This window comes from Streptosporangium sp. H13245 (assembly GCF_055690525.1).
This window is the reverse complement of sequence record NZ_JBSZKT010000012.1, coordinates 150,857-163,983: the sequence shown is the minus strand read 5'-3', so window position 1 is coordinate 163,983 and position 13,127 is coordinate 150,857. Positions and strand designations below refer to the sequence as shown.

The window sequence follows — 13,127 nt, the reverse complement described above, 5'->3', positions numbered from 1 at the left end:
GATCGTTGACATTCTACGCGGGGGTCGTGCTACCTTCCTTCAAGTCAGCGTTCGATGACTTATGAGGTGAAATATGGGGACATATGTCGTGGCGGGCGGAACACGCGGCATGGGCCGGGGGCTCGCCCTGCACTTCCTGCGCCGGGGCGACCGGGTGACGGTCGTGGGCAGCGACCCGGCCGGGGGGCGGCGCCTCCTCGACGAGGCCGCCGGGCTGGGCGCCGCGGAACGGGCCGCCTTCCTGCGGGCCGACCTGACCTCGGTGGCGGAGAACGCACGAGTGATCAGGGAGATCACGGCGCGGCACGACACGCTGGACGGCCTGATCTCCACCGCGATCCGTCACTTCCCGCGGCGGGTGGAGACTCCCGACGGCTACGAGGCCACCTTCGCCCTGTACTACGTCAGCCGCTTCCTGCTCGCCCACGGCCTGACCGGCCTGCTGGAGCGCGGCGAGAACCCGATGATCGTGAACGTCTGCGGCGTCGGCGTCACCAAGGGCCGCGTCCACTGGGACGACCTGTCACTCAGGCAGGGCTACGGCGGCATCAAGGCCATGCTGCAGGGCGGACGCGCCACCGACCTCCTGGGCGTCGCGTACGCCGCCAACCATCCCGACGCCCGCACCCGCTACCTGCTGCACCACCCCGGTTTCACCGACAGCGGCACCGACCACCTCGGGCAACCGACCAAGACCGTCATCAAACTACTGGCCAGGCTCGCCGCCCAGCCGGTCGAGAAGGCCATCGCGCCGATCATCGAGCTGATGGACGACCCGCCGGGCAGGGGCGGCCTGCTCGCCTACGACCGCCGCCGCCCGCTCGACCCCTCCCTGCCCTCCCTCGACCCGGCCGCCGCCCAGCGCCTGTACGACCTGACCGGCCACCTGCTGCGCCCTTGACCCGTTCGCCCGAGTGCCGATTTGTCCAAGACCGAGCGGACCGGCCACCCGGTAGCTTTCGAACAGGCGACACCCGGCCCCGCGCGAGGAGAGTTCCGTGACATGACCACCGCCGAGAACGACCACAACGAGCAGCACCGACGGCCGTCGGCCTGGGAGGCGGCATCGGAGATACTGGCACCCGCGACGGACCTGGTCACCCCGATGGCGGTGCGGGTCGCGGCCACGCTGGGGCTCACCGATCTGATGGCCGGTGACGCGGTGCCCGTCGAGGAGCTGGCACGCCGCTCCGGCGCCGACGCGGACGCGCTGGACCGGCTGCTGCGCCACCTGGCCTGCCACGGCATCTTCACCGAACGGGAGCCGGGCAGGTTCGCGGCCAACGAGCCCGCCGCGCTGCTCGCCTCCGGCCACCCCGCCGGGATGCGGGCGCGGCTCGACCTGGACGGCTTCGGCGGGCAGATGGACCTGGCGTTCACCGGCCTGCTCCACACGGCCCGCACCGGGCGACCGGCGTGGGAGACGGTCTTCGGCGCCCCGTTCTGGGACCATCTCGCCGCGAACCCGCGAATGAGCGCGTCGTTCGACGCGACGATGGCCTCCGGACCCGACTACGTCGCCGACGCGGCCGAGGGGTACGACTGGTCCGGCGTACGGCACGTGGTCGACGTCGGCGGCGGCACCGGCGCCCTGCTCGCCGAAGTGCTGCGCGCCAACCCGGACATCCGGGCCACGCTCGTGGACCTGCCGGGCACGGTGGAGCGGGGACGCCGCCACCTGGCCGAACGCGGGCTGGACACGCGGTGCGAGTTCGTCGGCCAGAGCTTCTTCGACCCGCTGCCCACCGGAGGCGACGCCTACGTGCTCAGACGCGTGGTGCACGACTGGGGCGACGACGACGCCCTGCTGATCCTGCGCCGGTGCGCCGACGCGGCCGGGCGGCACGGACGGGTCGTCATGATCGAGTCGAACGGCGGTCCCGGCGACGATCCGGCCATGTTCGCCGAGATGAACCTGCGCATGCTCGTCCTCAGCGGCGGTCGCGAGCGCACCGTCGAGGACTACGCCGCCATCGCCGCCGAAGCCGGGCTCGACCTCGTCGGCGTCCACGACACCGCGCTCGGACAGGTCATCCTCGACTGCGCCCCACCGGGCCGATGACGACGACGGGGACACCCACGCCGTGATCGCGGGCCGGTGACCGGATCATCCGGTGGTACTCCGCCGAACCCCCGCTCGGACACCCCGCCGAGGACACCTGGCCGCTCGGTACGGCTACGGCGACACGGCCGAGCCGGGAACGGCGCCGTGGAACCCGCCCGACCGTCGTCATCCTCGCGCGCGGAGACCTTCACGGACGTTCGGGCCTCCGCCGGGCCGGTGGGGTGATCTGGTACAGGCCGAGAACGGCGGGCGCCTCGGACAGTCCGGGACCACCCGCGCGCAGCCAGGAGGCGATGTCGTCGACGGCCTCGTCCTGGTTGACCAGCCCCAGCCAGACCGGCCGCCCACCGGCCACCCGCCCGGCGGGAGTGGGCTGGACGACGATGACGTTGGCCTGCTCGCACACGTCCAGGCAGTCGCTGAGGCGGACGTCGGCGATCCGGGAAAGGCGGCGAACCTGCTCGTCGTGGTCGAGGCCGGGGACCTTGCGGCTGCTGCCGCAACAGCAGCCGCGACAGACAGTGATCCTGCTCATGCGTGCTCGACGCCCTTTCCGGTACGGTCCAGCGGGCCGAGCCCCGGGGGCAGCGCCCGCACGTGCGGAATGCCGGTGTGGCTCCTTCGTTCCGCCGCATGCCCGTACGCGCTCTCCTGAGGGCGGGACGCGGGTGCCGTTCCCCGGCGACGGCCGGGAGGCGGGGTCACCGGACACGTCCAGGGCCGGGAGACCGGGGTCCAGGCATGACGAGCACCGTTCCTCTCCTGGGGAGATCCGCCCCAACTTCCGCGAGGTGGCGACCGCGTGAGTCTCCTGGCTCTCGGGTCAACGCTCCTCCCGGCCTTCCCACCCGTTGTCCCGGGCAGTGGCTTCGTCGGGATTCGCTCGCCGATCACAGTGGCGGGACCGCACCGGATTCACACCGGCTTCCTCGTTCCGCGCTCGCCTACGTCGACCATGCTCGCACACCACCCATCAACGACAAAGCGGACAGCCTCGGCCCTCGGCTCGGAACCGTGACGGGGTGACAGGCGCCCTTCCTCCGTCGGTGCGCTTTGTCCGTGGGCGGCGAGCCCCCCAAAAATGATCTTGAGGTCGACCAGACGCCTTTACAATGTAGATTCCTCAGATGAGGCGCGACCGAGCCGGATCCGGCCGCGCGTTCCTCATTCCGTACATGCGGTGATGGTGTGCTAAATGGGTCTTTTCTGGGAAAATCCTCGATCAAGCGGCGAAAGATGGACGGAGATCGCCGGGAACAGTAGCCTCGGCGTCAGCCGTTCGCCGGGGTCTCGGGACAAAGAGGAGTCGTCAGTGGTTCAGAAGACGGGCAGACCGGTATCGGCCCGACCCCAGCCCGGCGCCCGCCGGTCGAACCGGGTCGGCTACACCGTCGCCGTCCTCGCCGCCACCCTGATAGCGGGATCGCTCGGAGCCGTGATCGGCCACGCCGTGGGCAGCCCCGACGCCACCCAGGTCGCCATCGCCGACATGCGGGAGGCGGAGGCGAAACGGGACGTCCAGCAGATCCGCGAGCTGACCACCCTGGCGCGCACGAGTGCCGACGACCTGAACAAGGTCCTGTCCGCACTCGCCCAGGCACTCCCCCAGGACAGGACCGCCGACGCGCAGCCCGCGAAACCGGAGCAGGTCACCGACTGGCAGCGGGTCCTCCGCGAGACCGCGGAAAAGCACGCGCCCACCCCCTCGGGATCGACCGCGACCAACGTGGCGCGCGGCGGGCTCCGCGGCGCGGTGACCGCCCTGGCCACGGCGATCGACACGTACGCGGCCGGGCTGCGGCTTCCCGAGGACACCCGGCAGACCTTCCTCGACCTCGCCGCGCGCCAGCGCTCGACCGCCGTCGCGCTGTGGTCCGTCGCGGCCACCCAGCTCGACCAGCTCAACGTCGACGCGGGCAACGGCCACCAGCACGCCTACCTGACAAGCACCCCGGAGGAGGGCGCCATCTCCTCGGACGGCATCCCGGAGGGCGAGCACGGCTGAACGGCAGGATCGAGGTCCTACGGCCGAAGCGCGACCTGGGTTCACGCGAGCACCCGCTCCCCGACGATGCCACCGGCGCGCCCGTGGCATGACCGTGCGGATGTGGCCGCGACGGCGGGCGTACCGTCGCGGTGCTGAAACTTTCAGCTCCCGGGGTTTCCCCGCGAGCCGGGGAGGCGCCGCCGTGGACGGCTCCGGTCTCCGGGAAGGCGCAGGGAAGGCGTCGGGGAGGCGCAGGTGACGCGCGGGCCGGTCGCCGGGCGGCGATGACCGGGACGGGCGCGCGGGACGCCGGTCGTACGCCGGGGCCTCCGGGAACCGCGCACGCTTCTTGACGGTCGCGACGCCGGTGCCAACACTTGGCACACATCTGCCTTCGTACCTGTGAAGCGCCAGACATCCGGCGGAAATGTTAGCGCTAACGGCATCCGTCGCGCGTTCGTGGTCCCACCGTACGTAACGAGAGGCACTCCCCCCGTGAACAGACTCGCAAGCCCTCCCCCGCGACGCGCGCGCCGTCATACCGGCGCGGCTCTCGCGGCAGCCGTCGCGATGCTGCTCGCGCTGTGCCAGTCGCTGGTGGCCGCCGCCCCGGCCGCCGCCGCGACGATCGACACCGGCGCCTGGTATCTCCTGGTGAACCGGCACAGCGGCAAGGCCGTCGACGTCCTCGACCTCGCCACCGGCGACGGCGCCCCCATCGTCCAGTGGTCCCGCAACGACGGCGCCTGGCAGCAGTGGCGGTTCGTCGACTCCGGCGGCGGTTACTACCGGCTGCGCTCCCGCCACAGCGGCAAGGTCCTCGACATCGCCTCCGGCTCCACCGCCGACGGCGCCAACGTCGTGCAGTGGGGTGACACCAATGCCGCCAACCAGCAGTTCCGCGTCGTCGACAGCGACGCCGACCACATCCGCCTGATCAACCGCAACAGCGGCAAGGCCCTCGAAACCTGGGAGTGGTCCACCGCCGACGGTGGCCGTCTCTCCCAGTACACCGACCTCAACGGCGCCAACCAGCAGTGGCGGCTCGTAAGGGTCGGCGCCACCGACCCGGTCCCCGGCGACGCCAAGCAGATGGAGGACCTGGACCGCGGCCTGATCAGCGTGCGCTCCGGCAGCGGCAACCTGGTGTCCTGGCGCCTGCTGGGCACCGAGTCCCGCGACACCGCGTTCAACGTCTACCGGGGCGGCACCCGGATCGCCACCGTCACCACCTCCACCAACCACCTGGACCCCGGCGCCGCGGCCGACGCCTCGTACACGGTGCGCGCCGTGGTCGGCGGCGTCGAGCAGGGCGCCTCGGGGGCCTCGCTGCGCTTCGGCGGCGGCTACCTGGACGTGCCGATCAGCCCGCCCAGCGGCGACCACACCGCGAGCGACGCGAGCACGGGCGACCTGGACGGCGACGGCAGGCTGGACCTGGTGCTCAAATGGGAGCCCGGCGACGCCAAGGACAACTCCCAGTCCGGGACCACCGGCCCGGTCCACATCGACGGGATCAAGCTCGACGGCACCCGGCTGTGGCGGATCAACCTGGGCCGCAACATCCGCGCCGGAGCCCACTACACGCAGTTCCAGGTGTACGACTACGACGGCGACGGCCGGGCCGAGGTGGCGATGAAGACCGCCGACGGCACGGTCGACGGCCGGGGCGTCACCATCGGCGACGCGAGCGCCAATCACGTCAACTCCTCCGGCTACGTCCTGGCCGGGCCGGAGTACCTGACGATGTTCAACGGCCAGACCGGCGCCGCGATGTCGACCGTCGGCTACGAGCCGCCGCGCGGCACCGTCTCCTCCTGGGGGGACGGCTACGGCAACCGGGTGGACCGGTTCCTGGCCGGTACGGCGTACCTGGACGGACGGCGGCCGAGCCTGATCATGGCGCGCGGCTACTACACCCGGGCGGTCGTCGTCGCCTGGGACTTCCGCGACGGCTCGCTGACCCGGCGCTGGACGTTCGACTCCAACTCCTCGGGCAACGGCGGCTACGCCGGGCAGGGCAACCACCAGCTGTCCGTCGCCGACGTGGACGCCGACGGCAGGCAGGAGATCGTCTACGGCTCGGCCACGATCGACGACAACGGCACCGGCATGTACCGCACCGGCTTCGGGCACGGCGACGCGCTGCACGTGGGCGACCTGATCCCGGGCCGGTCCGGCCTGGAGGTGTTCACCATCCACGAGTCGGGCGACCAGCCCGCGGCCGACGTGCACGACGCCCGCACCGGGCAGGTCCTCTGGCAGCGTCCGGGCAACGGCGGCGCGGAGGGACCCGGCCGGGGCGTGGCCGCCGACGTCCACGCGGGAAGCCCCGGGGCGGAGTTCTGGGGCGCGGGCACCAACATGGGCAACCTGTACAACTCCTCCGGGGCCCCGGTCGGCCGTACCCCCTCCTCGGCCAACTTCCTGGCCTGGTGGGACGGTGACCCGGTCCGCGAGCTGGTGGACGGCACCCGCGTCGACAAGTACGGCACCGGCGGGGAGACCCGGTTGCTGACCGCCTCCGGGGTGCACTCCAACAACGGCACCAAGTCCACCCCGTCCCTGTCGGGCGACCTGCTCGGCGACTGGCGCGAGGAGATCGTCTGGCCCACCTCCGGCAACACCGCGCTGCGGATCTACAGCACGCCGAACGCGACCAACGTCAAGATCCACACGCTGCTGCACGACCCGCAGTACCGGGTCGCCCTGGCCTGGCAGAACACCGCCTACAACCAGCCGCCGCACCCGGGCTTCTTCATCGGCGACGGCATGGCCACCCCACCGCAGCCGAAGGTCTACCTGCCCTGACCCTCCTATTCGAACGGGGACGGGTCTCCGGTGCCCCGCCGGAGGATCTCGGGCTCGTCCTGGGAGAGGTCGACGACCGTGGTCGGGACGGCACCGCACTCACCGGCGTCGATGACGGCGTCCACCACGTGGTCGAGCCTCTCCTTGATCTCCCAGCCCTGCGTCAGGGGCTCGGCCTCGTCGGGCAGCAGCAGGGTGCTCGACACCAGCGGCTCGCCGAGCTCGGCCAGCAGCGCCTGCGTGACGACGTGGCCGGGGATCCGGACGCCGACCGTCTTCTTCTTGGGGTGCAGCAGCCGCCGCGGCACCTCCTTGGTCGCGGGCAGGATGAACGTGTAACCGCCGGGGGTCGCCGCCTTGATCGAACGGAACAGCGCATTGCTCACATGAACGAACTGCCCGAACTGGGCGAAGTCTCTGCAGACCAGGGTGAAGTGATGGTCACTGCCGAGGTCGCGGATCTCCCTGATCCGGTCGATGCCCTCCTTGTTGCCCATCCGGCACCCCAGCGCGTAGCCGGAGTCCGTGGGGTACGCGATCAGCCCGTCCGTACGCAGAAGCTCGACCACCTGGCCGATCAGCCGGGGTTGGGGACTGTCGGGATGCACATCGAAGTATTTCGCCACCCCCCGAGCTTAGGAGCACAGCACCCGGAACGACGAAAGCGGAGGGGGGCTCAGTAGCCGACGTACCCCGATCCGTCCTTGCTGCCCCGCACTCCGGGCACGTTGGACACCGACCCGTACCGCTCGATCGCGTACCGCACTCCGGCGATGATGTTGTCCACCGGGTGGTAGATGTCGCCGTGCCCAGGGAGCGCCCACCGGGAGAACGTCGGGTCGATCGTCTGCATGAGGCCCTTGGACGGATGCCCGGCCGACGCGTTGGAGTCCCAGAGGTTGATGGCGTGCGGGTCGCCGCCCGACTCGTGCCGGATGATCAGCCAGATGTCGTTGACGTTCATCTTGTCGGCGGGATAGCCCTGGGCCGTGAGGATCTCGATCGCCTGCCGGATCCAGTCGGCGACCTCGCCCTCGGGCGCCGGTCCACCGCCCGGCGGCGGGGCGCCGGTGGGCCCGTAGCCACCGAACCCGCCCTCGCCTCCGCCTCCGCCCCCGCCTGCGCCGCCGGGTGACGAGCCGCCGCCCCCGGTGTACGACGCCGGGGCGATCTGGCTCGCCGGTACCGGCACCCACGAGGTGGTGTGCCCCTGGCCTGGGACGAACTTCTCGTCGCCCGCCGCCGGTATCCCGGCGAAGCCGGGGACGGCCTCTTCGAGGTGCCTGCCGAGGTCGCCGGTGGCCGTGGCCAGCGCGGTCTCCGCCGTTTCGACGTGCTCCCGCGCGAGGGACACCGCGCTCTCGACCTGCCGGACGATAGCCGGCCTGAGCTGTTCCTCGGTGGCCTTCGGGTTCAGGCGCCGGTACTCCGCCACCCAGGCCAGCAGGTCGTCGCAGACCCGGCCGACGTTCGACTTCGCCGTCTCGACCGCGCCCGCGGCCGTGTCCAGCGAGTTGGCGCAGTTGGCGAACGCGTCGTGCAGCGTGTCGCCCACGCGGACGTAGCGCCGCATGTAGGCCACGAAGGCGTCGGCCGAGGCGCCGTTCCACGCCGCGTCCACGCCGGTGACGGCCGAGCCGAGGGCGCCGAGCGGTGTGACCGTCCCGGCGGCGGCCTCGCGCCAGCGGGTGCCGATCGCCCGGATCGCGGCCGGGTCCCCCTTGGCCTTTCCGGCGAGGGAGGCCAGTTCCCCTCCCCCGGGCAGCGCGGCCACGGCGTCCATGTCGGTCATCTACCAGCCATCTGTTCGGTCGTCTGGTCGGTCATCGTCGTGCGGACCTCGTACGGACGCTCACGTGAAGCGCCGGTAGGTGATGGGGTGCGCGCCGGCCACCGGCTGGATCTTGACGTGGTCGCCCGGCTTCGGGGCGGCGATCATCTGGCCGTCGCCCATGTAGACGGCGCAGTGGGTCGCCGGGTCGCCGAAGAAGATGATGTCGCCCGGCTGCGGCGGACCGCTGATCGGCTGGCCGCTCACCTGGTACCCGGCGGCGGTGTTGTCCCCGATCTTGATTCCCGCCTCGTTCAGCGAGACGTGCACCAGGCCGCTGCAGTCGAACGCGTCGGGCCCGTCGGCACCCCAGACGTAGGGCTTGCCGATGTGGCTCCTCGCGGCGGCCACGATGTCGGCTCCGGTGCCGTTGCCGGTGACCGTGTACGGGATCGCCCGGCCTCCCCCTCCCCCGCCACCCGCGCCGCCGCCGTCACCGCTGCCGCTACTCTGCCCGCCGCCACCGCCCTGTCCGCCACCGCCGTTACCTCCGCCGCCCTGCGGGCCGGGTTCCGTACCGGCGAGTGTGGTGGTGCGGTCCTCCTCGGGCACCGGCACCCACAGGGTGGTGTGCCCGGGGCCGGGGACGAAGCTCTGGTCGCCCGCCGCCGGGATGGCGGAGAACAGCAGGGCGTCGCCGAGATGCTTGTCGATCTCGCCCCGCGCGGTGGACAGCGCGGTCTCGGCCGAGTCGACGTACCCCTGCGCGCGGGACACCGCCACCTCGACCTGCGGGACGATGTTCGGCCTGAGCTGTTCCTCGGTGGCGTTCGGGTTCAGGCGCCGGTACTCCGCCACCCAGGCCAGCAGGTCGTCGCAGACCCGGCCGACGTTCGACTTCGCCGTCTCGACCGCGCCCGCGGCCGTGTCCAGCGAGTTCGCGCAGTCGCCCAGCGCGTCTCGCAGGGAACCGCCCGTGATGCCGTAGCGCCGCATGTACGCCACGAAGGCGTCGGCGGAGGCGCCCTTCCAGGCGGTGTCCACCCGGTTGACCGCCTTGTTCAGGAGCGCGAACGGCTCGGTGGACGACCCGGCCGCCGTACGCCACCGGGTGGCGACCGCCCGGATCGCGACGGGGTCACCGTCCGTCTTCTTCGCCAGCGCGGCCAGGGCCTGACCCCCGGGCAGCGCCGCCACGGCGTCCATGTCGGTCATATCGCGGGGAGCTGGTTCCCGGTGTCCCGATGGGCGGCGATCACGTTGTCCTCGATGGTGTCGAGGGCACGCTCGACACCGTCAAGGCGGCTCTTCACCGTGGCCAGCTCGCTGTCGGCGTGCTCCTCGACCCGGCCGATCGCGTCGGCCAGCTCCTGGGCGCCGGTCAGGGTCCCGAAGAGCGACGGACTCGCGCCGCCCTTGGCCGGGAAGCCGTCGCCGACACCGGCGAGCTTTCCCCCCTGGGTGTTCACCGCGACGCGCAGCTTGGCCAGCGCCTCACGATTCAGGTCGAGGTTTCCCACCGGAGCCGCTCCCTCCGCCGCCGCCGGGAGAACGCCCGCCCGGACGGCGATTTGGCTCGTTGACCGGTTGCTTGCCCACCGTCCGGTCATATCTACCTGGAAGCGATCTTATCCACCCGACGGCGATCATCGCAGTACAAAAATCGCATTCGCCCCGGCCGGTTCAGTCGATGACCGCGGTGGCCTCGCCCTCGACCGGGAGGCCGGGCTCGGCTCGACCGGGTCGACGCCCAGGAGGGGCATCTTGCCGGGGCTCCACGACGTGGACGGTCGGCTTCGCCACATCGTCGAAGACCCGCGGGTTCGACTTATAAGCAACACGTGTTGACTAACTTCGGATTAGTCAATTAATGTTGCTTATATGTCCGCCAATGACATCCCCGCCCTTCAGGACCCCGCCGACGCGCTGGCCGCCGCGGTGGCACTGCGGCGCCTGGCCGACCAGCTGGAGGACGCCGCCGTCGAGCAGGCGATGCGCGCGGACTGGAGCTGGCCACAGGTCGCCGAGGCGCTCGGCGTGACCCGTCAGGCGGTGCACAGGAAGCACGCCAAGCGGCTCATCGCCGCGGGCGTCAAGCTGAGGAGACGTTCATCGTGAACACGTTCGACAGATACCTCCATACGATCTTCATGGAGGGGATGACCGAGGCGCGGAGGAACGGATCGGCCACGGTCGAGGCACAGCACCTCCTGCTGGCCGTCGCGGCCCAGGAGGGCACCGCCCCACAGCGCGTCCTGGCCGCCGCGGGCCTCGACCACCCGGCGGTCCAGGCCGCCCTCGACCGGGAGTTCGACCACAGCCTGGGCGCGGCCGGGGTGTCGCGCGCCTCCTACGGCCTCCCCCGGCCGAGCACCGCGTGGCAGCGCACGCTCGCCATGGGCGCGACGGGCAAGCTCGCCCTTGAGCGCGGCTTCGCCTCGGCGTCCCGTAAGAAGGATCTGCGTCCGGCGCACGTGCTGATCGGAATCCTGCGGGCCGAGGTCGGCACGGTGCCGCGCGCCCTGGCCCTCGCGGGCGTCGACCGTGGCGACCTGCTGACCCGCGTCCAGGACACCATCGCGAACGACGACCTCGGGTAACGACCCGCACCGGCCCTTTCCACGCCCCGGAGCGCGCCCCCGGCCCCTCAACATCCTCCGCGTTTTCTACTTTTTCTGCGTACCCCGCGTCCCGCTTCCGCCGGGCACGCCCTTCGGCGGCGTGACGATCCGAGCGGATCGACCGGCGACGCCTCCCGCCACCTTCGGCGACCTTCCCCCCTCTTTTCGCCCTCAGCTCTTTCCGGCATGCCCAAGGAGAAAAACGCTGATGTTCCAGGTTCAGGCGGGCCTGCTCGCCGCCGCCCTGACCGTCATGATGACCGCCGCCTCCGCGACCGGCCGCGACCACGACCGAGACCGCGACCACGACCGGGACCACCCCGAGATCCGGCGGGTGCTCGACCGGGCCGTGGCCGACGGCGGCGGCCCCGGCATCGTCGCCGAGTTGAGGGACGCCCGCAGGCCACCGTGGTTCGGCACCGCGGGGGTGGCCGACATGACGACCGGTCTCGGGCGTCAGCCGGGTGAGCACTTCCGCATCGGAAGCCTCACCAAGGCGTTCACCGGCACGGTGGTCCTGCAACTGGCGGCCGAGGGCAGGCTCTCCCTGGACGACACGGTGGCGACGTGGCTGCCCGGTGTCGTGGAGGAGTATCTCGGCGCGGACGGCACCGGAATAACCGTCAGGCGGCTGCTCAACCACACCGGCGGACTCCCCGACGCCATCCTCGGCCAGGAGACACCGCGCCCGGAGGAGCCGGGTAAGCGCTTCATCTACTCCAAGATCAACTACACCCTCGCGGGAATGATCGTCGAGCGTGCGGCGGACACGACCCTCGCGGACGCGATCGAGCACCGCGTCGCCCGCCCGCTCCACCTGACGGGCACCTACCTGCCGGGCGCCGAGCAGACGATCCGCGGCCCGCACGCCCGCCACTACTCCAAGCTGGGCGAGACCGGCGCGGACATTCACGACGTGACCGAGATGGACGTGAGCTGGGCGGGGGCCGCCGGGGGCATGGTCTCGACGACCTCGGACCTGCACCGGTTCCTGGGCGCCCTGCTGGGCGGTCGCCTCCTGCCGCCCGCCCAGCAGAAGGAGATGTTCACCACCGTCTCGACGGAGGGCTCGGACTGGGTCCCGGACACCCGGTACGGCCTCGGCGTCTACTCCCAGAAGCTCCCGTGCGGGGTCACGGTCTGGGGCGGCGGCGGCTTCATCCAGGGCTCGATGTCGTACGCGATGGGCGACCGCCAGGGCGGCAGCACGCTGGTGAGCAACCTGAACGGCGACTGGAACGACTTCGTGGAGACCTTCACCACGCTCTTCGAGACGCGCTTCTGCCCGGCCACCTCCCGGAACCCGGCCTCCTGACCCCCGTACGGCCCGTCACCGGCGGCGGTTGACCTCAAGTCAACTAGAGGTAGCACCATCGTCGGCATGGAGACGACAGAGATCGACGAGCGGACACGCGCGGCCGAGATCAGGGCGATCGAGCAGGTGGTCACCACGGTCCAGCACGCCCAGCAGAACGAACTCGTCGAGGAGTTCGTCGGCCTGTTCCGGGCCGACGCGATCTGGACGACGGGCGGCGGCAGGCGGCTCTTCGGCCGGGACGAGATCTCGGCGTTCACCCGGCAGGTGCTCCCCGGCGCGATGAAGGGCCTCACCTGCACGATGGAGGTGGCGCACGTGCTGTTCATCCGGGCCGACGTCGCCGCCGTCAAGGTGCGTCAGCTGTACGCGAGCGGCGACGGGCAGCCGTCCGGGGACGACGGCGAGGGCACCCCCCTGTTCGTGATGGCGAAGGAGGACGGGCACTGGCGCCTGGTCGCCTGCCAGAACACGGGGGTTCTCGACTCCTGACCGTCACACCCGCCGGTCCCGGACACTACCCGGTACCGAGGTGGGGCGGTCGTCCGCCGTGGGGG

The 13,127-nt window shown here is 71.4% G+C and carries 13 protein-coding genes and 1 riboswitch; of the genes, 8 read left to right on the top strand and 5 right to left on the bottom strand.

Annotation, left to right across the window (positions count from 1 at the left end; all coding sequences use genetic code 11):
* The first annotated feature begins 73 nt into the window (after positions 1-73).
* Together ACW9TB_RS20450 and ACW9TB_RS20445 are read left to right on the top strand one after the other, a co-directional pair.
* Positions 74-901, top strand: a complete 828-nt coding sequence (locus ACW9TB_RS20450; protein ID WP_472749617.1) for an SDR family NAD(P)-dependent oxidoreductase — start codon at positions 74-76, stop codon at positions 899-901.
* Between the two features lie 102 nt (positions 902-1,003).
* Positions 1,004-2,062 carry a methyltransferase gene (locus ACW9TB_RS20445; RefSeq protein ID WP_472749616.1) on the top strand — a complete coding sequence of 353 codons (1,059 nt, stop codon included), beginning with the start codon at positions 1,004-1,006 and terminating at the stop codon, positions 2,060-2,062.
* Positions 2,063-2,252: 190 nt separating this feature from the next.
* On the opposite strand, the gene ACW9TB_RS20440 is transcribed toward ACW9TB_RS20445, so the two are convergent.
* On the bottom strand, positions 2,253-2,600 hold the full coding sequence (locus ACW9TB_RS20440) for a hypothetical protein (protein ID WP_472749615.1): 348 nt from the start codon (positions 2,598-2,600) through the stop codon (positions 2,253-2,255).
* A 253-nt stretch (positions 2,601-2,853) separates the two neighbouring features.
* Positions 2,854-3,049: riboswitch (cobalamin riboswitch) on the bottom strand.
* A gap of 328 nt (positions 3,050-3,377) precedes the next feature.
* Here ACW9TB_RS20440 and ACW9TB_RS20435 point away from each other — a divergent pair.
* Complete coding sequence (locus tag ACW9TB_RS20435) at positions 3,378-4,070, top strand: hypothetical protein (protein ID WP_472749614.1); 693 nt, start codon at positions 3,378-3,380, stop codon at positions 4,068-4,070.
* A gap of 477 nt (positions 4,071-4,547) precedes the next feature.
* Positions 4,548-6,863: a rhamnogalacturonan lyase family protein gene (locus ACW9TB_RS20430; protein WP_472749613.1), complete on the top strand. Its 2,316-nt coding sequence runs from the start codon at positions 4,548-4,550 to the stop codon at positions 6,861-6,863.
* Between the two features lie 5 nt (positions 6,864-6,868).
* On the opposite strand, the gene ACW9TB_RS20425 is transcribed toward ACW9TB_RS20430, so the two are convergent.
* From ACW9TB_RS20425 to ACW9TB_RS20410, 4 genes are read right to left on the bottom strand one after another with little or no spacing between them, the layout of a single operon-like run.
* A complete protein-coding gene (locus ACW9TB_RS20425) occupies positions 6,869-7,489 on the bottom strand; it encodes an L-threonylcarbamoyladenylate synthase (protein WP_472749612.1) in 621 nt (206 codons plus the stop codon).
* Positions 7,490-7,539: 50 nt separating this feature from the next.
* Positions 7,540-8,655 carry a transglycosylase SLT domain-containing protein gene (locus ACW9TB_RS20420; RefSeq protein ID WP_472749611.1) on the bottom strand — a complete coding sequence of 372 codons (1,116 nt, stop codon included), beginning with the start codon at positions 8,653-8,655 and terminating at the stop codon, positions 7,540-7,542.
* A gap of 60 nt (positions 8,656-8,715) precedes the next feature.
* Positions 8,716-9,849 (bottom strand): bifunctional WXG100 family type VII secretion target/C40 family peptidase, encoded by a 1,134-nt coding sequence (locus tag ACW9TB_RS20415; protein WP_472749610.1) that lies wholly within the window; start codon positions 9,847-9,849, stop codon positions 8,716-8,718.
* Positions 9,846-10,154, bottom strand: a complete 309-nt coding sequence (locus ACW9TB_RS20410; RefSeq protein ID WP_472749609.1) for a hypothetical protein — start codon at positions 10,152-10,154, stop codon at positions 9,846-9,848. The genes ACW9TB_RS20415 and ACW9TB_RS20410 overlap by 4 nt, the downstream gene beginning before the upstream one ends.
* 361 nt (positions 10,155-10,515) lie before the next feature.
* Between ACW9TB_RS20410 and ACW9TB_RS20405 the strand changes: the two genes are divergently transcribed.
* From ACW9TB_RS20405 to ACW9TB_RS20390, 4 genes are all read left to right on the top strand, one after another.
* Positions 10,516-10,752: a hypothetical protein gene (locus ACW9TB_RS20405; protein ID WP_472749608.1), complete on the top strand. Its 237-nt coding sequence runs from the start codon at positions 10,516-10,518 to the stop codon at positions 10,750-10,752.
* Positions 10,749-11,234 carry a Clp protease N-terminal domain-containing protein gene (locus ACW9TB_RS20400; protein ID WP_472749607.1) on the top strand — a complete coding sequence of 162 codons (486 nt, stop codon included), beginning with the start codon at positions 10,749-10,751 and terminating at the stop codon, positions 11,232-11,234. Before ACW9TB_RS20405 ends, ACW9TB_RS20400 begins: the two co-directional genes overlap by 4 nt.
* A 229-nt stretch (positions 11,235-11,463) precedes the next feature.
* The gene (locus ACW9TB_RS20395) at positions 11,464-12,570 is read left to right on the top strand and encodes a serine hydrolase domain-containing protein (protein ID WP_472749606.1); all 1,107 of its coding nucleotides are present in this window, start codon (positions 11,464-11,466) and stop codon (positions 12,568-12,570) included.
* A 66-nt stretch (positions 12,571-12,636) separates the two neighbouring features.
* Positions 12,637-13,062: an SgcJ/EcaC family oxidoreductase gene (locus ACW9TB_RS20390; protein ID WP_472749605.1), complete on the top strand. Its 426-nt coding sequence runs from the start codon at positions 12,637-12,639 to the stop codon at positions 13,060-13,062.
* The last annotated feature ends 65 nt before the right edge of the window (positions 13,063-13,127 follow it).